Origin of the sequence: Streptomyces sp. NBC_00005 (assembly GCF_045160215.1) — a bacterium.
GTDB lineage: Bacteria > Actinomycetota > Actinomycetes > Streptomycetales > Streptomycetaceae > Streptomyces.
This window is the reverse complement of record NZ_CP108316.1, coordinates 9,840,046-9,863,454: the sequence shown is the minus strand read 5'-3', so window position 1 is coordinate 9,863,454 and position 23,409 is coordinate 9,840,046. Positions and strand designations below refer to the sequence as shown.

Genomic DNA, 23,409 nt, shown 5'->3' with positions numbered 1-23,409 from the left:
ATGAAGATCGCCCTCGACCCGTACATGATCCGTCACGTACCCCTCCTCGAACTCCCGGCCGTGGTAGCCGAGTTGGGCTACGAGTGGATCGAGCTGTCCCCCCGAGAGGACTTCATCCCCTTCTTCCGTCACCCGCGCGTGGACGACGCGACGGTTCGGCAGTTCCGCAAGGCGCTGGACTCGGCGGGCGTAGGGATCTCCTCGCTGCTGCCGCTGTTCCGCTGGTCCGGCCCGGACGAGGACGCGAGGCAGGCCGCCGTACGGTACTGGAAGCGCTCGATCCAGATCGCCTCCGACCTCGGTGTGGACAGCATGATCTCGGAGTTCAACGGGCGCCCCGAGGATTCCGACCGCAGTGAGGCGCAGTTCTGGAAGTCGATGGACGAGCTGCTGCCGGAGTTCGAGCGCGAAGGCATCAAGCTCGCCCTGGAGCCGCACCCGGACGACTTCATCGAGAACGGCTTCGACGCCGTCAACCTGATCCGGGGCATCAACCACCCCAACGTCACGTTCCTCTACTGCGCCCCGCACACCTTCCACATCGGTGACGACGCCCCCGGCATCATCAAGTACGCGGGCAACCTGCTCACCCATGTCCACCTGGCCGACGCCCTCGACCACACGGCGTCCTCGGGCAACCGCTACATCCTCAACCCGCCCGGCACGACGGCCCGTATCCACCAGCATCTCGACATGGGGCAGGGCGAGGTCGACTTCGACGAGCTCTTCCGCGAGCTGCACGCGAACGGCTTCGACGGCACGCTGACCGCCTGCGTGTTCGCCTGGGAGGAACGGGCCAAGGAGTCCTCGGTGTTCATGCGCAAGAAGATCGACGAGTACCTGACCGCCTGGTCGTGACGGGCCGCGGCCCCCGCCGGCACATCCGTCGTCGGCGGGGGCCGAAACATTGCTCTAACAATCTATTGACATGACATTTGGCCGCAAGGCATCGTACTTCCAGAGGCGTTTTTAAAGCGCTTTAACTCCACCACTTCCGGTGTCTCCGGAGCGAAGGGAAACCAGCGTTATGCCGTTCGATGTGCTGACCATGGGCCGCGTGGGGGTGGATGTGTATCCGCTCCAGACGGGGGTGGGGCTGGCGGAGGTCACCTCGTTCGGCAAGTACCTGGGCGGCAGCCCGACGAACGTCGCCGTCGCGGCAGCCCGGTACGGCCGCTCCTCGGCCGTGATCACGAAGACCGGACGGGATCCGTTCGGTGAGTTCGTGCAGGCGGCCCTGGAGGGTTACGGCGTCGACAGCCGTTTCGTCGGTACGTCGGAGATCGCGCCCACGCCGGTGACGTTCTGCGAGATCTTCCCGCCGGACGACTTCCCGCTGTACTTCTACCGGCTGCCGAAGGCGCCCGACCTGGACATCAGCGCCGGTGAGGTCGACCTGGGTGCGGTGCGGGACGCGGCGGTCTTCTGGGTGACGGGGACGGGGCTGAGTGAGGAGCCGAGCCGTTCGGCCACGCTCGCCGCCCTCGCGCACCGGGCGAAGGCGGGGGCGACGGTCTTCGACCTGGACTGGCGGCCGATGTTCTGGGCCGACCCGTCCGAGGCCCGTGCCTACTACGCCGAGGCCCTGCGGCACACGACGGTCGCGGTGGGCAACCTCGACGAGTGCGAAGTGGCCACCGGTGAGCGCGAGCCGTACGCCGCGGCGAAGGCGCTGCTGGCCGCGGGCGTGGAGCTGGCGGTGGTGAAGCAGGGCCCGAAGGGCGTGCTGGCCATGGACCGGGACGGTGCGGCGGCCGAGATCCCGCCGGTGCCGGTGGACGTGGTCAACGGGCTCGGTGCCGGTGACGCCTTCGGCGGCGCGCTCTGCCACGGGCTGCTGTCCGGCTGGGACACCCGCCGCACGGTGTCCTTCGCCAACGCCGCCGGCGCCATCGTCGCCGGGCGTCTTGCCTGCTCCGACGCGATGCCCACCGAGGCCGAGGTCGACACCAAGCTCCGCGAGGCCGCCCTCGCCTCCCCCGAACGAAAGGCGTGACGACGTGCTGTCCGACAACGTGAGCCGGATCGTGTCCGCCCGGGTGGGCGACCCCGGCGCCATCGCGGCCGCCGCCGCACGCCGCGTGAAGGCGACCTCGCTCTTCGGCGAGCACGGCAAGACAATGATCATCGCTGCCGACCACCCCGCCCGCGGCGCCAACGGCGTCGGCGGCGACCCGTCCGCCATGGCCGACCGCGCCCGGCTGCTCGACCGCCTCTGCATCGCCCTCGAACGGCCCGGCGTCACCGGTGTACTCGCCACCGCCGACATCCTCGAGGACCTGCTGCTGCTCGGCGTCCTGGACGGCAAGAGCGTCTTCGGCTCGATGAACCGGGCGGGTCTTGCGGGGTCGGTGTTCGAGATCGACGACCGGTTCACCGGCTACGACGCCGCCACCATCGCCGCGATGGGCTTCGACGGCGGCAAGATGCTCACCCGTATCGCTCTCGACGACCCGGCCACCCCCTCCGTCCTGAAGAACACCGCCCAGGCGGTCGACGAGCTGAACGACCGGCAGCTGATCGCCATGGTCGAGCCGTTCATGTCGGCGTGGCAGGACGGGAAGATCCGCAATGACCTCTCCACCGACGCCGTCATCAAGTCGATCACCATCGCCTCGGGGCTGGGCCGCCGCACCGCCTACACCTGGCTGAAGCTCCCGGTCGTGGACGACATGGAACGCGTCCTGGCCTCCTCCACGCTGCCCGCCCTGCTGCTCGGCGGCGAGGTCAAGGATGCCGAGGCGGCCTTCGCCTCCTGGGGCAAGGCGCTGAAGCAGCCCACCGCGCAGGGTCTGGTCGTGGGCCGTTCCCTGCTCTACCCCGCGGGCGGCGACGTCGCCGGTGCCGTGGACAAGGCGGTGAGCCTGCTGTGAGCGACACCAGCAAGTACCACCTGCCGAAGGGCACGTCGGCCGACGGCCCCTACGACCTCCAAGTCACGCCGGAGTCGGCGGGCTGGGGATACTCCGGCCTCAGGATCCTGACCCTGCAGCCGGGCGAGGCGCACGCCCTGTCCACCGGCGACTCCGAGTTCCTGGTCCTGCCGCTGACGGGCTCGTGCACCGTCACCACGGACGGCAAGGCCTTCGAACTCGCCGGTCGGACAGGCGTGTTCGCCTCGGCCACCGACTTCGCCTACCTCCCCCGCGAGTCGGAGGCCCTGATCAGCAGCGCGTCCGGCGGGACGTTCGCGCTGCCCTCCGCCCGTACCGAGCGGAGCTCACTCTCCGCTCGGTACGGGCCCCAGCAGAACGTGCCGGTCGAGCTGCGCGGCGCGGGAGCGTGTTCGCGGCAGGTCAACAACTACTGCCTGCCCGGCACCTTCGACGCCGAGCAGCTCCTTGTCTGCGAGGTGCTCACCCCGGGCGGCAACTGGTCGTCGTACCCGCCGCACAAGCACGACCAGGCGCGTACGGACGAGAGCGGCAGCCCGGTCGAGTCGGAGCTGGAGGAGATCTACTACTTCGAGGTCGCGGGTGAGGGTGGCTTCGGCTACCAGCGGGTCTACGGCACTCCCGAGCGGCCCATCGAGGTACTCGCCGAGGTCCGCTCCGGCGATGCCGTGCTGATCCCGCACGGCTGGCACGGACCCTCGATCGCCGCACCCGGCTACGACCTCTACTACCTCAACGTCATGGCCGGCCCCGGCCAGGACCGCGCCTGGCTGATCTGCGACGACCCCGCCCACGGCTGGGTCCGCACCACCTGGGACACGCAGGACACCGATGACCGGCTGCCGTTCGGCGCCGAGGAGAACGACTGATGGATACGATCCGCCTCACCACCGCCCAGGCCCTGGTGCGCTTCCTCGCCAACCAGTACAGCGAGCGCGACGGCCAGGAACAGCGCCTCATCCCCGGCGTGTGGGGCATCTTCGGACACGGCAACGTGGCCGGCATCGGACAGGCCCTGCTCCAGGCCGCCACCACCCGCGAAGCCGACCTGCCCTACTACCTGGCCCGCAACGAACAGGGCATGGTCCACGCGTCGGTGGCGTACGCGAAGATGCGTGACCGCCTGGCGACCTTCGCCTGCACGGCGTCGACCGGCCCAGGCTCCACCAACATGATCACCGGCGCGGCGCTGGCCACCACCAACCGCCTCCCGGTGCTGTTGCTGCCCAGCGACATGTTCGCCACCCGCGCCGCGGACCCGGTGCTCCAGCAGCTCGAGGACTCCCGGGGCGGCGACGTCACCGTCAACGACGCCTTCCGCGCCGTATCGAAGTACTTCGACCGCATCCAGCGTCCCGAGCAGCTGATCCCGGCCGCGCTGGCCGCGATGCGGGTGCTCACCGACCCGGTGGAGACGGGTGCCGTCACCCTCGCGCTGCCGCAGGACGTACAGGCCGAGGCGTACGACTGGCCGGCCTCCTTCTTCCGCCGCCGGGTCTGGCACATCGGCCGCCCGGTGCCGGAGCCCGCCGCGGTCGAGCGGGCCGCGCGCCTGCTGCGCGGTGCCCGCAAGCCGCTCATCGTGGCCGGCGGCGGGGCCGTGTACTCCGGGGCCGAGACCGCGCTGCGGGCCTTCGCCGAGGCCACCGGCATCCCGGTCGCCGACACCCACGCCGGCAAGGGCGCCGTCCCCTGGGACCACCCCTACGCGGTCGGCGGCATCGGCTCCACCGGCTCGTACGCGGCCAACGAGCTGGCGAAGGACGCCGACGTCGTCCTGGGCATCGGCACCCGCTACTCCGACTTCACCACCGCCAGCCACACCGTGTTCGGCAACCCCGACGTCACCTTCGTCAACCTCAACGTCGCCCGCCTGGACGCCGTCAAGCACTCCGCGGAGCCGCTGGTCGCCGACGCCCGCCTCGGCATCCAGGCCCTCGCCGGGGCACTCACGGACTGGGAAGTCGACCAGGAGTACCGCGACCACACGCGTCAACTCATCGCCCGCACACGGCAGATCGAGGACGAGTGCTTCGCACCCGACCGCAACACAGGTGACCTGCCCGCCCAGACCCAGATCCTCGGCGCCCTCAACGAGAGCCTCGACGACCGCGCCGTCGTCATCAACGCGGCCGGCTCCATGCCCGGCGACCTCCAGCAATTGTGGCGGGCCCGCGATCCGAAGGCCTACCACGTCGAGTACGCGTACTCCTGCATGGGCTACGAGGTCGCCGCCGGCGTCGGCGCCAAGATGGCCGACCCCTCCCGCGAGGTCGTCGTCCTCGTCGGCGACGGCTCCTACCTGATGATGGCCCAGGAGATCGTCACCATGGTCTCCGAAGGCCTCAAGGTCATCATCGTCCTCGTCCAGAACCACGGCTTCGCCTCCATCGGCGCCCTCTCCGAGTCGCTCGGCTCGCAGCGCTTCGGCACCAAGTACCGCTACCGCGACGACGATTCGGGCCAGCTGGACGGCGACGTCCTCCCCGTCGACCTGGCGGCGAATGCGTCGAGCCTGGGCGCCGACGTCCTGCACGCCACCTCCGTCGAGGAGTTCCGTGCGGCGATGGACAAGGCCAAGGCCGCCTCGCGGACCACCGTCGTCCACGTCGAGACCGACCTCTACGGCCCCAACCCGCCCGGCCACGGCTGGTGGGACGTCCCCGTCAGCCAGACCTCCGCCCTGGAGTCCACCCGCACCGCCTACGACACCTACGCCGCCCACAAGCGCTCCCAGCGCCACTACCTGTAAGTCCCGTCCCCGCAAAGGAAACCCGCACCGTGAAGACCATCCCGCACTGGATCAACGGCAGCCCCACCCCGGGCACCGCCACCGCCACGCAGCCGGTGTTCAACCCGGCCAGCGGTGCCGAGCAGGCCCGCGTCGTCCTGGGCGGCGCGGCCGACGTGGACACCGCCGTTCAGGCCGCCGCCAACGCCTTCGAGACCTGGTCCGAGTCCTCGCTGACCCAGCGCACCCAGGTCATGTTCGCCTTCCGCCAACTCCTCGTCGAGCACGAGGAAGAACTCGGCCGGATCATCTCCGCCGAACACGGCAAGACGGTCGACGACGCCCGCGGCGAAATCACCCGCGGCCGCGAGGTCGTCGAATTCGCCTGCGGCCTCGGCGACGTCCTCAAGGGCAACTTCTCCGACCAGGTCTCCCGCGGCATCGACGTCCACAACTTCCGCCAGCCCCTCGGCGTCGTCGCCGGCATCACCCCGTTCAACTTCCCGGCCATGGTGCCGCTGTGGATGCACCCGATCGCCATCGCGACCGGCAACACCTTCATCCTCAAGCCGTCCGAGCGCGACCCCTCCGCCGCCAACTTCGTCGCCGACCTCTACCGGCAGGCGGGCCTCCCGGACGGCGTCTTCAACGTCGTCCACGGCGGCAAGGACGCCGTCGACGCGATCCTCACCCACCCCGGCATCGAGGCCGTCTCCTTCGTCGGCTCCACGCCGATCGCCAAGTACGTGCACCAGCAGGCCACTTCGCACGGCAAGCGGGTCCAGGCCCTCGGCGGCGCCAAGAACCACGCCGTCGTCCTGCCCGACGCGGACCTCGAATTCGCCGCCAACCACATCACCGCCGGCGCCTACGGTTCGGCCGGCGAACGCTGCATGGCACTCGCCGTCGCCGTCGCGGTCGGCGACGCCGCCGACGCACTGGTCGAGGTCCTGGAGCGCAAGGCCCGCGAGGTCAAGGTCGGCCCCGGTGACGCGCCCGGCACCGACATGGGCCCCCTGGTCACCAAGGCCGCCCAGGAACGCGTCGAGAACGCCGTCGGCGTTGCCGCCACGCAGGGCGCCACCGTGGTCGTCGATGGCCGCGGCCTGAAGGTCGACGGCCACGAGGACGGCTTCTTCACCGGCCCCTCCCTGATCGACCATGTCACGGCCGAGATGGACGCCTACAAGGAGGAGCTGTTCGGCCCGGTCCTCGCGATCGTCCGCGCCGAGTCGCTGGACCAGGCCATCGACCTCATCAACGCCAACCCCTACGGCAACGGCACCGCCCTGTTCACCGCCTCCGGCGAAGCCGCCCGCCGCTTCCAGCGCAACATCCACGTCGGCATGATCGGCATCAACGTCCCCGTCCCGGTCCCCATGTCGTACTACTCCTTCGGCGGCTGGAAGGACTCCCTCATCGGCGACTCCCCCATCCACGGCCCCGAAGGCATCCGCTTCTACACCCGCGCCAAGGTCGTCACCACCCGCTGGCCCGAGCCGAAGCAGCAGACCACCGCCGGCTTCAACTTCCCCACCTCCAGCTGAAATCCCACACACACACCAACTGCTAGGAGGTGGCCATGGACGTCAGGGACGACGCCCTCCAGGCCCCCACACCGAGCACCGCGGCCGCGGGCCATGCCTCTCCCGAGGTCTACCGGCGGCTGCGGACCATCACGGTCATCGCCACGTTCGGCGGACTGCTCTTCGGCTACGACACCGGCGTCATCTCCGGTGCCCTTCCCTTCATGTCCCTCTCGCCCGAGGAGGGTGGGCTGGGGCTCACCCCGCTGACCGAGGGGGTCGTCGCCTCGTCGCTCGTGCTCGGCGCGGCGTTCGGAGCCCTGTTCGGCGGTCGGCTCTGCGACCGTTACGGGCGCAGGCGGACCATCCTCGGGCTCGCCGTGCTGTTCTTCCTCGGTGCACTGGGCACCGCGCTCGCGCCGGATCTCTTGGTCATGGTGCCGTTCCGGGTGCTCCTGGGCCTCGCCGTGGGCGGCGCGTCCGCGACGGTGCCGGTCTTCATCGCCGAGCTGGCTCCGGCCGAGCGCCGCGGACGCCTGGTGACCCAGAACGAACTGATGATCGTCACGGGGCAGTTGCTCGCCTACACCTCGAACGCGGTCATCGCCCGCGGCGTGGGCGAGGGCGGCGTGTGGCGCTGGATGCTCGCGATCGCCACGGTCCCCGCCGTACTGCTGTGGGTCGGGATGCTGTTCGTGCCCGAGTCGCCGCGCTGGCTGGCCTCCCGCGGCCGGTTCGAGGACGCCCGCCGCACGCTGGGCCTGGTCCGGGACGCGGAGGTCGTCGACGCGGAGTTCGCCGAGATCAAGGACCGTGTCACCGCCGACGCAGCCGAGCCGCGGGCGGGCTGGCGGGACCTGGGCACGCCGTGGGTACGGCGCATCGTGGTCTTCGGGTTCGGGCTGGCCGCCCTGACCCAGCTCACCGGCGTCAACTCGATCATGTACTTCGCGCCGACGATCCTGCTGGACACCGGTCTCGGCACGCAGGCCGCCCTGACCGCCACCATCGCCAACGGTGTCGTGGCCGTGCTCGCGGTGTCGACCGGCATGTGGCTGCTCGGCCGGTACGGCCGGCGTCCGATGCTGCTCACCGGGCAGGTCGGCGTCACCGTCTCGCTGGTGCTGATCGGGTTCTGCTTCATGGTGCTGCCCGAGTCGACGGCCCGTAGTTACCTCGTGCTCGCGGCCATGCTGACCTTCCTGCTGTTCATGCAGGGCTGCATCGCGACCGTGTTCTGGCTGATGCTCTCGGAGATCTTCCCGCTCCGCCTGCGCGGCTTCGCCATGGGCGTGGCCGTCTTCGGCACCTGGATGGCCAACTTCGTGGTCACGCTGGTGTTCCCGCCGCTGATCGACACGGTCGGCGGAATCACGTTCTTCCTCTTCGCCGCGGTCAACGTCGCGACGTTCGTCTTCTACGTCCGCACCGTTCCCGAGACCCGGGGCCGCTCGATGGAGGACATCGAGTCCCACTTCCGCCGGCAGTTCGCCGCCTGATCACGCCTTCCCCCGCTCAGAACTCTTCTCCTTGAAAGGCACCGCCATGAGCACCTCCGCCAAACCCCTCTCCGTCGCGGTGATCGGAGCCGGTATGGCCGGCCGCAGCCACGCCGCCGGATATCGCAACGTCAACACGGTCTTCGGGGCCGGTCTGCCGCCGGTCCGGCTGGCTGCGATCGCCGACGCGAACGTCGCGCTCGGCGAGGACGCCGCCCGCCGTTACGGCTTCGAGAAGGCGCTGCCGAGCTGGGAGGCCGTCGTCGAGGACCCGACGATCGACGCCGTCAGCATCGTCGTGGGCAATGCGCTGCACCGCCCGATCGCGGAGGCGCTGGTCGCCGCGGGCAAGCACGTGCTGTGCGAGAAGCCGCTGGCCGGGTCGCTCGAAGACGCCCGTGCCATGGCCGAGTTGGAGCGCGGCGCCGATGTCGTGACGGCCGTCGGGTACACGTTCCGGCGTTCCCCCGGTATCGCCGCGATCCGTGAGCATGTGCGGGGCGGCGAGCTGGGTGACCTGACCCTGTTCAGCGGCCGGTACTGGTGCGACTACGCGACCGACCCGAACGGGCCGCTGAGCTGGCGGTTCAAGGGCGGCCCCGGTTCCGGTGCGCTCGGGGACGTCGGCTCGCACGTGATCGACGTCGCCGAGTACGTCGCCGGGCCCATCGTCTCGGTCTCCGGCGCCTCCCTGTCGACGCAGATCACCAAGCGGCCGCTGCCGCTGGGCGCGGTCGTCGGGCACAACGCGGCCCCCGTCTCCGACGAGGTGGGCGAGGTCGAGAACGAGGACACGGCGTCCTTCACCGTCCGCTTCGAGTCCGGGCTCGTCGGCACCTTCTCGGTGACGCGCACCGGCTTCGGCCTGCCCAACGGGCTTTCCTTCGACGTCCTGGGCGTCGGCGGCCGGGCCGCGTTCGACCAGCACCGGCCGGCCGAGTACCTCTTCGACGACGCCCAGCCCGAGGCCCGTACCCGCGGCGCCCGGCAGATCATCGCCGGCCCGCAGATGCCGTACTTCGCGGGCGGCGTGCCGATGGAGGCGCCGGGTGTGGGCGCCAGCAACGGCGACAACTTCACCTACCAGGCCCGGGCCTTCCTCGACCAGGTCGCGGGCGTCGCCGAGCCGCTGCCGGCCTGCGCCACGTTCGCCGACGCGGTGCGGACCATGGACATCATCCAGGCCGTCGTCGACTCCTCGCAGAACGACGGTGCCGCCGTCACGGTCCCGCCCGCCGCCTGACCACCCGCACGCATTCAAGGAGCACGCACATGGCCCTCAAGCTCGGCGCCTACACCGCCTGTCTGCACGACCGCACCCTCACCGACGCCCTCGACATCCTCAAGGAGAACGGTCTGACCTCCGTCGAGGTCAACACCGGCGGGTTCATCCCCTCCCCGCACTGCCCGGTCGACCTGCTGCTGTCCTCGGCCACCGCGCGCGAGGAGTACCTGGCGACCTTCGCCGACCGCGGGATGGAACTCACCGGCCTCAACTGCAACGGCAACCCGCTCAACCCGCTCCCGGGTGTCGGCCCGAAGCACGCCGACGACCTGCGCCGCACGATCCGCCTCGCGGGCCTGCTCGGCGTGAAGCACGTCGTGACCATGTCCGGCACCCCGGGCTCGGACCCCGACGCCAAGTACCCCTCCTGGGTCGTCAACCCGTGGGACGGCGTCTACATGGACGTCCTGGACTACCAGTGGGGCGTGGCCGTCGAGTTCTGGAAGGAGATCGACGCGCTGGCCCGGGAGAACGACGTCCGGGTCGCCATCGAGATGCACCCGCACAACGTCGTCTTCTCCCCCGTCACGCTCAAGCGTCTCGTCGACGCGGGCGGTCTGACGAACGTCGGCGCCGAGATGGACCCGTCGCACCTGATGTGGCAGGGCATGGACATCGTCGCCTCCATCAAGTGGCTGGGCCCGCTGGTGTTCCACGCCGCCGCGAAGGACGCGACGCTCTGCCCCGGCGCCGACATCCGCGGCGTGCTGGACACGTCGTTCACCCGCGTGCCCGCCGACGACCCCGGCAAGGTCCCGACCGGCTACGGCTTCTGGTGCAACTCCTGGCCCGAGAACCCGGCGTGGAAGTTCGTCGCCGTCGGCAACGGCAACGAGATCCCGTTCTGGACCGAGTTCCTGCGCGCCCTCGCCGAGATCGACCCGGACATGGCCGTGAACATCGAGCACGAGGACGCCGCCTACTCCCAGACCGAGGGCCTCGCGCTGGCCGCCAAGAACCTGCACAGCGCCGCGTCCGCCCTCTGACCCACCCCGTACGTGGCCCCGTTCCCGCCGACCGGTGGGGGCGGGGCCGCGGCCTGCGTGCCGTCGCCGGGCGGACGGACCGGCTCCCGGCTCGACGTCAGCATGGGAGACGCGGTGAGGAAGACGGTGAAGCGTCGGCGGAGGAGAGGTATTCGGAGGAAATCCGGTACACACCAGGCCCGTTGACATCGAGACGTGTGAACTCGCCCTGCTTGCGCAGGCATCCGCCCTCGGCATGCAGCCATGGCGAGTAGGCCACCCGTACGGTCACCGAGCCGCGCTTCGGCATCCGCACCTCGAGTTCGGCCTGCGCGGTGCGGACCACGGTGGCGGGCGCCGACACCAACGGCACCGCGTGACGCACCCGGTACACCTTCCAGTGCGCATCGCTCCACACCGGCTCGAGCCACGCCGGCCGACTGCGCACCAGGCGTGCCTCGGCCTCGCCGTACCGGTCGGGCTCAGCGTCCGGCAGCGCCACGAAGCCCACGGCCCACCGGTCCAGCCAGGCCCGGTACGTCGTCGCCGAGAGCGTCCCGTCGTAGAAGAGGCGGCCGCGTTCCATGTCCAGCTGCGTGTTCCAGCCGCGCGCCAGATTGATGTGCGGGGCCAGCACGGCGGCCTCGCGGTGGTCGTGCGTCGGGACGACCTCCACGCGCGCCTGGTTCGCGCCGAGCCGGTCCAGGGCTCGTACGACGCCGTGCGTGTCGGCGGCCCACGCCGGGATCTGCCCCGATCCGCGGAGGAAGGAGGTGGGCGTGCCCGAACCCAGCCAGAACAGGGACGCCGCCAGCACGGCGGCGAGCGCGCCGCGCCGGGGCCATGCGCGGCGGGGCGTCTCCAGCAGAGCGCCAAGAAGCACGGCGGGCGCGAACAGCAGCGCCAGCCGCTCCACGTTGGCACCGATCGGCGAGGCGATCAGATACGACAGCAGGACACCCACCGCGTACACGGCCCCGCCCCACCGCACCACCCGCCAGCCGCGAGGCGCCAGGACCGCCACCGCCACCCCGAGCAGCCCGGGCCACAGGATCCGCCCGGTCGCCATGGGTTCCTGGCCGTGGAACGGGAACAGCAGCGTGGTCGTCCCCACCACCACGAACGGCGGGAGCGTCAGCGCGGCGCCCCGTGCCCAGTCGCGGGCCAGGCAGTAGGCCGCACCGGCCACCACCAGGAACAGCCCGGCCACCGGACTCGCCATCGTCGCGAGCAGCGCGTACCCGGCCGCCGGTGCCACACGGCGCCGGCCCACCAGCGCCACACAGGCCGCGAGGGCGAAGGCGACGCCGAGCGCGAACGTCACCCGGCCCGCGGCGACGTTGACCCACAGGCCGAACGCGGCCATCAACGCGGGCCACAGCGGACGCCGTATTCCGGACCGCACCAGCAGCACCGCGGCCAGCCGGCCGGCGGCCAGCCCGGAGGCCACGGCGACCGTGCGGACCCCGAAGGCGCCCATCAAGTAGGGCGAGATCACGCTGTAGTTCACGGTGTGGACCCCGCCGTACCAGAAGAGCCCGTACGCCGAGTCGCCGTGCTGGGTGGCGAAGCGTGCCCACGCCTCCTGGGCCGCGAGGTCGCCGCCGCCGTTGGCGCGGAAGAACGCCCACACGAGATACAGCGGGAGCATCGTCAGCGTGGCGAGCAGCGGCACACGCCGGCGTCGGAGAGGGGCAGGGATCCGGCGGTGCGGTGCTTTGCGCGAAGGAAGGACGTCCTGCGCAGGCGCGGCGACCAGTTCGACGGCTGTCATGGGAGGCGACGACTCCGTTCGGGGAGGGGACAGCCCGGTCGGACTCCAGGCGTGCATCGGCGCACGGGGGCCGGCCCACGGAACGCGCATCGGCGCTGGTCAGGGCCTTACCGGCTGACTCCTGAATTGTTTGCCGCGGTCGTCGCCCGCGACATCGGCCGTTCGGCCGGGTCGATCGACTCCGGACGTCCGAGGATCGGCTGTCCGGTGGAGGTGTCGTCCCCGTTCCGCGCCTATGTGCGCTGCTCCGGATCACTGATCGGAGCAGCGGGGCAACGGTGTACCTGCTTGGTATGGACCTGGTCGGTGTTCATTCGTAGGGTGACAGCCGTTGCTCGTCGACAGCTCTCCCCGCTTCCCCACCGCGCGCACTCGCAGAGGACCGGATGCAGACGAACCGGCTTGTCAAGTACCTGACAGCTACAGTGACGGCCGCGGTTCTCACGCTGCTGACCACTCCACCGACCGCCGTCGCCACCACCGCCTCCGAGCCTCGCGCCGCCGAGGCCTCCGCGCAGGCCACCGACGCCTGGCAGCCGCCGCTGTCCACCCGCGGCCGGTACATCGTCGATGCGCTGGGGAACCGCTTCCGCCTGAAGTCGGCGAACTGGGACGGCGCGCAGGGCTCGTGGACGGGAAGCGGCAGCACCGCCGATCCCGCCGACCACCACGCCGGCCAGAACTCGTACGGCATACCCCTCGGCCTGGACCGCGCCCCGCTGCCCGAACTGCTCGCCGACTTCCACGAACTCGGCATCAACAGCATCCGGCTGCCCTTCTCCAACGAGATGATCCACACGACGGCCGCCGTGCCGGACGCCGCCGTCACCGCCAACCCGCAGCTGCGCGGCAGGACACCCCTCCAGGTCTATGACGCCGTGGTCGCCGCCCTCACCGATGACGGGTTCGCCGTCATCCTCAACAACCACACCAACACGTCCCGTTGGTGCTGCGGCCTCGACGGCAACGAACGCTGGAACAGCAGTCAGGCCACCGGTCAGTGGGCCGACGACTGGGTCTTCATGGCCCGCCGCTACGCGACCAACTCCCGCGTCGTGGGCGCGGATCTCTACAACGAAGTACGCCGCGACGTCCTCGACGATCCCAACTGGGGCCTGGGCGACGACCACGACTGGTACGCGGCGGCCCAACTCGCCGCGGACCGCATCCTCACCGAGGCCGACCCCGACCTCCTCATCATCATCGAAGGCATCAACTGGACCGGCCTGCCCGTCGACGGGCTGCCGCACGACCGCCCCACCCTCACGCCCGCCCGTACGCTCTCGCACACCCTCGTGAACGCCCACAAGCTGGTCTACTCAGCCCACTTCTACGGCTACACCGGCCCCCGGCACAGTGGCGCCACCGGAGTCGGCGAGACCCACGACCCCCGCTACCAGGACCTGAGCCGCGACCAGCTGTACCAAGTCCTCGCCGACCAGGCCTTCTTCGTCACGACGGAAGGGCAGCACTACACCGCGCCCGTGTGGGTCAGTGAGTTCGGCATCGGAGCGAACGAGACCGGGACCGCCGCGCGCACCTGGTTCGGCAACATCACCGACTACTTCGCCGACCATGACGCCGACTTCGCCTACTGGCCCCTGGTCGGCTGGGAGGGCCACGACGACTGGGCGCTGCTGCGCTACGACGACTCGGGGCGGCGGTACGGCATCCTCGACCAGGGCGACTGGCGCGGCACCGCCTGGAACCACCTCATGACGTCCGCCACCCGCACCGGGTACATCGCGCCGGTGCCCGTCCGGCGCATGCTCTCCACCGACCACGGCGACGCCGTGGAGTCGCTGCGGGTGCGCGGCGGTGGCGACTGGGATACGGGCGCCTACAAGGCGGTCTGCCCCGACGGCCTCCGGCTGATCGGCCTCAGCCACACCGGCGGCCGTGGCCTGTGCACCGACACGACCGGTGGCGATCTGCGGGCCGCGGGTGACACTCAGACGGTCGTCACCGACGAGCGCAACGTCCCCGCCGGCGGCGACTGGGCCGGCGGCTACACCAAACTCCATTGCCCCGCGGGGCAGTTCCTCATCGGCTACAGCCGCCGCGGTGAGCGGGTGTCGGCGGCCCTGTGCGCGCCCGCCCGAACCCCGCTGGGCCGCACCGGCCGGACCGTCTGGTTCGACCGGTCCGACAACCGGCCCTCCGACGGCGCGGGCGGCGACTTCGCCCAGGGACACTACAAGGGCCAGTGCGCGGCCGACGAGTACGCCGCCGGCATCGCCTTCACCACCCGTCTGGGCAGCACACCGGGCCCCGCGGCCCTGTTGTGCAGCCCGCTGCAGCCCTGAACCGCGGGCGCTGCGGGTCATACGTCGCGGAACCCCCGCGGAATTGTCCGTGATCAGTAACAGCCGGATCCCGCAGTGCCTTTCCTCCGTCCTGACAGTTGCACGAGGTGCAGAAGAAACACCAGGGCGACGAGGAACAGGGCGGACATGGCGCGGCATGGCGGGCGGGGATGGCACGGGCGGGTACTCGCGGCGGCAGTCGGGGTGACGGCGGTGGCGGCCGCCACCTCGGTGTGGACCGCGCAGGCCGGTGCCATCGGCGGGCAGCACACGAGCGCCTCGGCGCGTCCCGCGGCACAGGATTCCGCCCAGAAGGCCGTGCCGGTGAGCATCGCCCATGCCTCGGACCAAGGCGCCCGCGGCGTCAACATCACCATCGACGACGGGCCGGACCCGGTCTGGACGCCGCAGGTCCTGCAGGTGCTGAAGGACAACGGCGTGAAGGCCACCTTCTGCATGATCGGCCCGCAGGCCCAGGCCCACCCGGACCTGGTCAAGGCGGTGGTGGCCGCCGGGCACCGGCTGTGCGACCACACGGTGTCGCACGACACCTCCATGGACCACAAGTCCGAGGCCTATCAGTCACAGGAGATCCTGGACGCCGAGAGCATGATCACCAAGGCCTCGGGGGGCGTCCGGCCGATGTACTACCGGGCCCCGGGCGGTGCCTTCACGCCCTACAGCAGGCACCTCGCCGCCCAGCACGGGATGCGGCCGCTGGGCTGGAACGTGGACTCCAAGGACTTCGAGCGCCCCGGCACCGACTCCATCGTGGCCACCGTCAAGAACGAGCTGTCCAACGGCCCGACGATCCTCTTCCACGACGCCGGCGGGGACCGTTCCGAGACCGTGGCCGCCCTGCGCGAAGTCCTGCCGTGGCTGAAGCAGCAGGGGTATTCCTTCGGCTTCCCGGTGCGCTGAGCACCGACGGCGGTCGCTCGGTCCGTCGGCCCGGTGTCCGCCAGGCCGAGTGCTCCGTCACGCTGTGACGGGCGCCGTTCGCGTCAGAGCTTGGCACCGAAGTCCTGCGTCCACCAAGGCCCGCCCGAGCCCTTGTGGATGCCCACACCGATGTCCTTGAACGAGCAGTTGAGGATGTTGGCGCGGTGACCGGCGCTGTTCATCCAGGACTCCATCACCGCCTCCGGCGTCTGCTGCCCCTGGGCGATGTTCTCCCCGTACGTGGACCAGCGGTATCCCGCGGCGGTGATGCGCTGCCCGGGGTCGGCGCCGTCCGGGTTGGTGTGGTCGAAGAAGTTGCGAGCGGCCATGTCGTCGGAGTGGCCCTGAGCGGCCTTCTCCAGTTGGGCGTCCTCCGTGAGCGCACCGCAACCGGCGGCCGCCCGCTCCTTGTTCACCAGCGCGACCACCTGCGCGACGGTGTCCGACGGAGTCGACGACGCCTGCGGTGCGGCGGCAGGACTCTGGGAGGGGCGGGCGGAGGGCCGGGGCGTGGACACGGCCTTCTTGGCGGGCTTCGGGGTCTTGGAGGCGCTGGCCGCCTTCGTCTTCGACACGGACGGCGACGGAGACGTCGAGGCCGGCGAGGACGTCTCGACGGCACTGGACTCCGAGAGATCCGCGACAGGGGCTCCGGCCGTCGGCGCGACGGCCGCTCCTTCCGTCCCGTCCCCGGGGTCCATGCCGAAGTACCAGAAACCGCCACCCGCCACGCAGGCCGCCACGACCGCACCGCCGACGGCCCGGCGCCGGTTGCGCCTACGTCGGCGCGCCTCGCTCCGGGAGGTCGCCCGTCCGCGCGCGGTACGGTGACCGGCTCCCGCGCCCGATCCGACATGGCCGCCGTACGCGCCGAGTTGGGGCGTTTCGATGGTCGCGTCCATGCCGGCGCCGGTCATCCCGCCGACGGCGACGCGCACGTTCCCCAGCAGCGCGGGCGCCGCGGCAACCAGCGCCAGCCCCGCCAGCAGTCCCTCCACGGGCATCAGCCCGCTCCACAGACCGGAGCAACGTCCGCAGCCGCGGGCATGCCTGGCTATTCGCTTGCGCCACAGCGCCGAGGGCCGGCGGTCCCAGGTGCCCAGCGTGCCGCGCAGCTCCTCGCACGGTGGTTGCGCGTCGAGCGCCCGCACCACCACACGGGCCGCCTCCAGCTGTGCCTTCATCCGTTGCACCCGTACCGCCGTGTGCTGAGGTGACAACTCCAGGGCGGCGGAGACCTCGGTCCGGGTCAGCTCGCCGGCGCACTCCAGCCACCACAGCGACAGCAGTCCCCGATCGTCCGGCTCCAGCCAGCGCGTGGCGCGCGCGGTCTCCTGGCGCTGGCCGGAGAGCTGAAGCTGCACCATGGTCAGGTCCACGAAGTCGGCGCCGGGATCCGCGAGGTCCGCGGCCTCCTCCACGCCGCTCGGGGCGAACTGCCGCTCCTGCCAGTGTTTGCGGATCTCGTTCATCGCGATCGCAACGAGCCAGGAGCGGAAACTCTCGGGAGTCCGCAGCCGGCCCAGCCCGTCGAGGGTACGCAGCATGGTCTCCTGCACGACGTCGTCCACATCGACGGAGCCGTTCAGAGCCCGCCCCACGATGTTGTAGACGAGCGGGAGGTACGCACCGACCAGGGCGTCCTGGGCCTCCGGATCGCCCCCTCGGGCAGCGGTGACCAGTGCCACCGGCTCCGTCGTGCGCTGTGTACTCATGAAAAGCTTCCCGTCCTCGACGCCGAACGATCCTGCCCGATACCTGGGAGACAGTTCGGCAAGTCTCGGATAACAGTTCTTCGGACACGTGCTCCACGAGAGGTTCACCTCACCGAGACATCGCAGCCACACGCCCCCCACGGACCCCTCGCTCCGGACCCTCTCGGCTCGCATCCCCCGACGTGGACCGTGCGGTCCGCGGTCACCAGCCGGCGGTCGGTCTCGAACCCAAGATCCTTGTTCGCCCCAGCCACCTGGCCCGCAAGGTCACGCCGTGAGGGTCGTTTCTGCAGGTCAGAACCGTGCTGCAAGATTCCGCAGCGAACAGTTCCCTGCGCAAGGGGAGCCACAAACTGGCCTTTCGCGTGCAACAAAGACCACACTCGTACGTGTAGAACTATGAAAGGATCCACGGACAGTTTCATATGAATCCGAGGGGATCCCATGAGCAGCCCTCCCGACAAGCTCGGCTATGGGAGCGTACGGCTCGACCGCACTGGTCAGGCCGAGGCCTTCGATGCCATCGGTGACCGTTACGGCGAGGCCTTCCCGCACAAGGAAGGGCAGGTCTCGTCCGCACAGTGGCTCATTGATCTGCTGCCGAGTGGGGCTCGCGTACTGGATCTGGGATGCGGCACCGGGCTCCCGACCGCACGCCAGTTGACGGACGTCGGCCTCGAGGTCGTCGGGGTCGACCTCTCGGACGGGATGATCACCCTTGCCCGCGGGCACGTACCCGCCGGGGTCTTCCATCGGGCGGACATCGCGGATCTACGGCCGGAAGGGCCCCTCGACCTGGGCGGCTTCGACGCGGTGGCCGCGTTCTTCTCGCTCCTCATGCTGCCGCGCGCCGAGATCCCCCTGGCACTGCGGACCGTCCACCACCTGCTGGCTCGGGACGGCCTGTTCGCGCTGTCGATGGTGGAAGCCGATGTGGACGACTTCGCCATCCCGTTCATCGGATCGACCATCCGGGTCTCCGGCTATCTCCGGGACGAACTGCGCGAGATCGTGGAGGCGGCGGGCTTCGAGATCGTCGAGGAGTCCTCGTACACATACGCTCCGGCAGCCGCGGACGTGCAGCCCGAAGTGCAGATCTTCCTGCGCTGCAGACGGCGCGACTGACGATCTCGTATCCGCTCGCCTTGGCGCGGGCCGCTCGGCCGGAAGGACACGCATGACGAAACACCTCGCAGCCGCCCGGCCCGGCGACCGCACCACCGAACCGCAGACCGACAGGCTCCGGTACCTGGACGCGGCGACCCGGCAGATCGCTCGCGGCATCGGCCTCGACGAGACGTTGTGCGAACTGTGGCGTGCGGCCGTCCCGGCATTCGCCGACACCGCGTTCGCTCACCTCTACGCTCCGCTGCCGGTCGGCGACGAGATCGCCACCGGCCCGGGCGTCCTGCGGCTGCACAACACGGACCACAGCGCACCGCGCGACCCTGCCGTCCAAGCTCCCGAGCCACCCCTTCCGAGCCCGGACACGACCTTCCAGGCCGCAGCCGTCGTACGCCCGGACGCCACCGGTCTGCTCGCCAAACTGCTGCAGGACGGACGCCCGGTGTTCGGGAACACCCGGGGCGTCGCCGAAGCAGTCGCCGAGTTGCTGGGGGCGGCCGATGTCCCCCGGGCCCTGGCGCCCGGACAACGGCTGATCATCGCGCCGCTGCACGGCCGCAGTCATGTCCTGGGCAGCGTCGTCCTCATTCGCGCGGCCGGCCGAACCGCGTTCACCGACGACGACCTGCTCGTCGCCTCCCAGCTCGCCACCCACACCGCGCTCGGGATCGACAAGGCGATGCTGTACGAACGTGAGGCATCCGTCGCCGCCACCCTGCAGCGCACGATGCTTCCGCCGTCGCTGGCGGAACTGCCCGGCGTTCAACTGGCCAGCCGCTATCTGCCGTCCTCGCGGACCGCCCAGGTCGGCGGCGACTGGTACGACTCGATCCCGCTGCCTGGCAACCGCATCGCGCTGGTCATCGGCGATGTGATGGGCCATTCCATGACGTCCGCCGCGATCATGGGCCAGTTGCGCACCACCGTGCAGACCCTGGCCGGGCTCGATCTGCCCCCGGACGAGGTCCTGCACCACCTCGACGAGCAGGCGGGGCGACTGGGCACCGAGCACACGGCGACATGCCTGTACGCCATGTACGACCCCGTACGGCACCGGCTGCTCGTGTCCAACGCCGGCCATCTGCCGCCGGTGCTCCTGCATCCCGACGGCAGCGCCGAGATTCTCGACGTTCCGCCCGGAGCGCCGATCGGTGTCGGGAGCGACGGATTCGAGTCCGTCGAGGTGCACGCGCCGGCCGGAGCGACGCTGCTGCTCTACACCGACGGCCTGGTCGAGTCGCGCAGCTCGGACGTGTTGACCGGGGTGGAGCGGTTGCGCGCGCGGCTGCACGCGGCCGCCTCGGAATCCACGTCCCCGGTACCGGACGAGCTGTGCGACGTGGCGCTCGGCACGCTGCAGACGGCCGACCGCGACGACGACATCGCGCTGCTCGCCGCCCGGTTCGGCGGACTGCTGCCGGAGACGGTCGCGTACTGGTACATGGCGCCTCGTCCGCAGACCGCGGGACTGGCCCGTCGGCTGACGCGCAGGACCCTCGACCAGTGGGGTCTCGACGCCCTGGTGGAGTCCACGGAACTCCTGGTGAGCGAGGTGGTGGCCAACGCCGTGCGGTTCGCTTCCCGGCCGATCACGCTACGGCTGGTGTGCACGGACGTACTCCGCTGCGAGGTGGGCGACGACTCACCGGTGGTACCAAGAATGCGGCACGCCCAGCTGAGCGACGAGGGCGGCCGAGGGCTGTTCCTGGTCGACCAGTTCGCACAGCGTTGGGGAGCGACGCGGGTGAGCACGGGCAAGGTGGTCTGGTTCGAACTGGCCCTGCCGGGTGCACAGGACACGGTCTGATCCTGGCTCTCCCTTCAGCGCTCTCCCTTCAGCGCTCTCCTTCAGTGCTCTCCTTCAGTGCTCTCCTTCGGTGGGTGACTCTGTGTCGGGAGACGCTGAGCTTCAGGGCAGCGGAGGCGGCGGGGGCGGCGGAAAATAGAGGTGGTGCAGGTCCTCCGGAATGGGGCTGGTGGGCCTGAACAGCGGTGCCGACTCACCGTCCGCGGCCGTGGCGGGGGCGTCGGTGAGCCTCATTCGTTCGCGCAGGCGCCCGTAGAAGTTGGCCGGAGCAAGCCTGACCAGGCGCAGGGGCTCGGGGGCTGCGATGACTCCGATCCAGTCGCCGGGGTCGAGGATGCCCCGTGGCTGCCCGTCGACGCTGACCGCGGCGCGCCCGGAGTGGGGAAGCACCCGCAGGGCGATCGGTTCGTCCGCGCCCGCGATCACGGTGCGGTTGAACGTCATGTGCGGGGCGACGGGCGTGAAGATCACCGCCCGCATCCGGGGAGAGAGCACCGGTCCTCCCGCGGCGAAGCTGTAGGCGGTCGAGCCCGTCGGGGTGGCGACGATGACGCCGTCGGCGGAGTACGACGCCAGGAGTCGGCCGGCGATGTAGACGCCCACACTGACCTGGTGGTCCCGTGCCAGCTTCTCCACCACAACGTCGTTCAGCGCGGTGACGTCCAGTGCGACGCCCCAGGTGTCGTCCTCGACGAGATCCGGCTGTGCCGGTGGCGGCGGGAGGGCCGGCCCGCGCCCGTAGCAAAGGATCTGCTCCGTATCGGCGGGTACCTCAAGCAGCTTCGACGCCCGCATCGTGAGGGTCATGCGCTCCTCGCACTCGGAGCGTCCGGCGTGCACGGCCTCCAGCGCCTGTTCGACATCGGTGACCGGCGTTTCCGTCAGAAAGCCGACTTTGCCCAGGTCGACGCCCAGTACTTGGATGTTCTTCTTCGCGGCGATGCGGGCGCCGCGCAGGAAGGTGCCGTCTCCGCCGAGGGTCACGATGAGGTCGGGGGTCCCCGCGGCCCGTACTTCGTCCCGCCCGCTGCGGCGGCTGCCCTGGCCCTGCCACACGTCGATGTCGACGCAGCCGATGCCGCGCCGCGCGCACCACTGGCGCACGGTCCGCGCTCCCGAGACCGCCTCCGGACGGCCTCCGTGCACGACTAGTCCCAACCGGCTGATCGGCATGTCATCTCCCGGGCTGCCGTCGCATCCGAAACGCATCTGAAAGCCGTACGCCATCGTCACAGCTGCAGGGGGGTGCCTGCCATCTGAGCCTGCGATGCGGGCTTCACAAGCAGGCATAGGTGCAACACGTACACCCCTCCCCCGAACTATGTAGTCCCACCACATGTGCGCCTGACCTGCCCCTTCCTACGGTGTGCCCACACCTACCCGTCCCCACCGCACACGAGGAAGTGGCGCACATGGCCTCCGCAGCATCCGCTCCACCGACCCCCGCCAGCCTCAAGCGCATCGTCGCCGCCAGCCTTATCGGCACCACCATCGAGTGGTACGACTTCTTCCTCTACGGTTCCGCCGCCGCGCTCGTCTTCAACAAGCTGTTCTTCCCGGACTCCGACCCGCTGGTCGGCACGCTGCTGTCGTTCCTGACGTACGCCGTCGGATTCGCCGCCCGTCCGCTGGGAGCCCTGGTCTTCGGGCACTACGGCGACCGGATCGGGCGCAAGAAGCTGCTGGTGCTGAGTCTGCTGCTGATGGGCGGGGCGACGTTCGCGATCGGGTTGCTGCCCACGCACGCGACGGTCGGAGCCGCCGCTCCGGTACTGCTCACCACCCTGCGCCTGATTCAGGGCTTCGCGCTGGGCGGCGAGTGGGGCGGGGCCGTGCTGCTGGTGTCCGAACACGGGGACGCGCGGCGGCGCGGGTTCTGGGCCTCGTGGCCGCAGACCGGGGCGCCCGCCGGGCAGTTGCTCGCGACGGGTGTGCTGTCCGCGCTGACGGCCCTGCTGTCGGACGACGCTTTCGTGTCCTGGGGCTGGCGGATCCCGTTCCTGCTCTCCGGCGTACTGGTGGTCGTCGGTTTGTGGATTCGTCTGTCTGTCGATGAATCGCCCGTGTTCAAGCAGGCGTTGGCGCAGGCCGAGGCCCGCAAGGCCGACCGGAACGCGGAGGCCGAGAAGCTGCCGCTCGTGTCGGTGCTGCGGCACCACTGGCGGGACGTGCTGATCGCGATGGGTGCGCGCATGGCGGAGAACATCAGCTACTACGTCATCACCGCGTTCATCCTCGTCTACGCCACCACGTCGGCCGGCATCTCCAAGCAGACCGCGCTCAATGCGGTACTGATCGCGTCGGCCGTGCACTTCGCGGTCATCCCCGCCTGGGGCGCGCTGTCGGACCGGGTCGGACGCCGTCCGGTGTATCTGCTGGGCGCGGTCGGCGTCGGGCTCTGGATGTTCCCGTTCTTCTCCCTCATCGACACCGGCGGTTTCGGCAACCTGATCCTCGCGGTCACCGTGGGTCTGGTGCTGCACGGTGCGATGTACGCGCCCCAGGCCGCCTTCTTCTCCGAGATGTTCGCGACCCGGATGCGCTACTCCGGTGCCTCCATCGGCGCCCAGTTCGCCTCCGTCGCCGCGGGCGCGCCGGCACCGCTGATCGCGACCGCGCTGCTGGCGGACTATGACAGCTCCACCCCGATCGCCCTGTACGTCATCGCCGCGGCCGTTCTGACGGTCCTCGCCGTCGGCGTGGCCAAGGAGACGCGTCACCGGGACCTGGCCGAGATCGAGCCGTCCGTGGACGCGGAGCCCGCGACGGCCGCGACGGCGGACGCGCGCACCGTGTGACCCTGACCCCCGGTCAACCGGCCCCCGTACGCCTCGCGTACG

General features: G+C 70.4%; 17 protein-coding genes. 14 read left to right on the top strand and 3 right to left on the bottom strand.

What is annotated here, in order from left to right:
- The 9 genes from OG303_RS44965 (at position 1) to OG303_RS44925 (ending at position 10,921) form a co-directional block, all read left to right on the top strand.
- Positions 1-858 carry a sugar phosphate isomerase/epimerase family protein gene (locus OG303_RS44965; protein WP_405875799.1) on the top strand — a complete coding sequence of 286 codons (858 nt, stop codon included), beginning with the start codon at positions 1-3 and terminating at the stop codon, positions 856-858.
- A gap of 169 nt (positions 859-1,027) precedes the next feature.
- Positions 1,028-1,996: a 5-dehydro-2-deoxygluconokinase gene (gene iolC, locus OG303_RS44960; protein WP_405875797.1), complete on the top strand. Its 969-nt coding sequence runs from the start codon at positions 1,028-1,030 to the stop codon at positions 1,994-1,996.
- 4 nt (positions 1,997-2,000) lie between these two features.
- Positions 2,001-2,873 (top strand): aldolase, encoded by an 873-nt coding sequence (locus tag OG303_RS44955; RefSeq protein ID WP_405875796.1) that lies wholly within the window; start codon positions 2,001-2,003, stop codon positions 2,871-2,873.
- The gene (iolB, locus tag OG303_RS44950; RefSeq protein WP_405875795.1) at positions 2,870-3,763 is read left to right on the top strand and encodes a 5-deoxy-glucuronate isomerase; all 894 of its coding nucleotides are present in this window, start codon (positions 2,870-2,872) and stop codon (positions 3,761-3,763) included. Before OG303_RS44955 ends, iolB begins: the two co-directional genes overlap by 4 nt.
- Complete coding sequence (gene iolD / locus OG303_RS44945) at positions 3,763-5,646, top strand: 3D-(3,5/4)-trihydroxycyclohexane-1,2-dione acylhydrolase (decyclizing) (RefSeq protein WP_405875794.1); 1,884 nt, start codon at positions 3,763-3,765, stop codon at positions 5,644-5,646. Before iolB ends, iolD begins: the two co-directional genes overlap by 1 nt.
- Positions 5,647-5,675: 29 nt before the next feature.
- Positions 5,676-7,172, top strand: a complete 1,497-nt coding sequence (locus OG303_RS44940) for a CoA-acylating methylmalonate-semialdehyde dehydrogenase (RefSeq protein ID WP_405875793.1) — start codon at positions 5,676-5,678, stop codon at positions 7,170-7,172.
- A 35-nt stretch (positions 7,173-7,207) separates the two neighbouring features.
- Positions 7,208-8,650 (top strand): sugar porter family MFS transporter, encoded by a 1,443-nt coding sequence (locus OG303_RS44935; protein ID WP_405875791.1) that lies wholly within the window; start codon positions 7,208-7,210, stop codon positions 8,648-8,650.
- A gap of 46 nt (positions 8,651-8,696) precedes the next feature.
- Positions 8,697-9,893, top strand: a complete 1,197-nt coding sequence (locus tag OG303_RS44930) for a Gfo/Idh/MocA family protein (RefSeq protein WP_405875789.1) — start codon at positions 8,697-8,699, stop codon at positions 9,891-9,893.
- Positions 9,894-9,922: 29 nt separating this feature from the next.
- The gene (locus tag OG303_RS44925; RefSeq protein ID WP_405875788.1) at positions 9,923-10,921 is read left to right on the top strand and encodes a sugar phosphate isomerase/epimerase family protein; all 999 of its coding nucleotides are present in this window, start codon (positions 9,923-9,925) and stop codon (positions 10,919-10,921) included.
- Between the two features lie 97 nt (positions 10,922-11,018).
- On the opposite strand, the gene OG303_RS44920 is transcribed toward OG303_RS44925, so the two are convergent.
- Positions 11,019-12,674 (bottom strand): hypothetical protein, encoded by a 1,656-nt coding sequence (locus OG303_RS44920; protein ID WP_405875787.1) that lies wholly within the window; start codon positions 12,672-12,674, stop codon positions 11,019-11,021.
- 386 nt (positions 12,675-13,060) lie between these two features.
- Here OG303_RS44920 and OG303_RS44915 point away from each other — a divergent pair, with 386 nt between their 5' ends.
- Together OG303_RS44915 and OG303_RS44910 are read left to right on the top strand one after the other, a co-directional pair.
- Positions 13,061-14,980, top strand: a complete 1,920-nt coding sequence (locus OG303_RS44915) for a glycoside hydrolase family 5 protein (protein ID WP_405875786.1) — start codon at positions 13,061-13,063, stop codon at positions 14,978-14,980.
- A gap of 147 nt (positions 14,981-15,127) precedes the next feature.
- Positions 15,128-15,901 (top strand): polysaccharide deacetylase family protein, encoded by a 774-nt coding sequence (locus tag OG303_RS44910; RefSeq protein WP_405875785.1) that lies wholly within the window; start codon positions 15,128-15,130, stop codon positions 15,899-15,901.
- 83 nt (positions 15,902-15,984) lie between these two features.
- Here the strand turns inward: OG303_RS44910 and OG303_RS44905 are convergent, their stop codons facing one another.
- The gene (locus tag OG303_RS44905; protein WP_405875784.1) at positions 15,985-17,637 is read right to left on the bottom strand and encodes a sigma-70 family RNA polymerase sigma factor; all 1,653 of its coding nucleotides are present in this window, start codon (positions 17,635-17,637) and stop codon (positions 15,985-15,987) included.
- Positions 17,638-18,081: 444 nt separating this feature from the next.
- Here OG303_RS44905 and OG303_RS44900 point away from each other — a divergent pair, with 444 nt between their 5' ends.
- Both OG303_RS44900 and OG303_RS44895 read left to right on the top strand, forming a co-directional pair.
- Complete coding sequence (locus OG303_RS44900) at positions 18,082-18,762, top strand: class I SAM-dependent DNA methyltransferase (RefSeq protein WP_405875783.1); 681 nt, start codon at positions 18,082-18,084, stop codon at positions 18,760-18,762.
- Between the two features lie 52 nt (positions 18,763-18,814).
- On the top strand, positions 18,815-20,569 hold the full coding sequence (locus OG303_RS44895; RefSeq protein ID WP_405875781.1) for a SpoIIE family protein phosphatase: 1,755 nt from the start codon (positions 18,815-18,817) through the stop codon (positions 20,567-20,569).
- 102 nt (positions 20,570-20,671) lie between these two features.
- Here OG303_RS44895 and OG303_RS44890 read toward each other — a convergent pair whose 3' ends face one another.
- Entirely contained in the window at positions 20,672-21,742 is a 1,071-nt protein-coding gene (locus tag OG303_RS44890) for an NAD(+)/NADH kinase (protein WP_405875779.1), read from the bottom strand.
- A gap of 239 nt (positions 21,743-21,981) precedes the next feature.
- Between OG303_RS44890 and OG303_RS44885 the strand changes: the two genes are divergently transcribed.
- Positions 21,982-23,367, top strand: coding sequence for an MFS transporter (locus OG303_RS44885; protein WP_405875778.1), 1,386 nt, complete (start codon positions 21,982-21,984; stop codon positions 23,365-23,367).
- Positions 23,368-23,409: the final 42 nt, after the last annotated feature.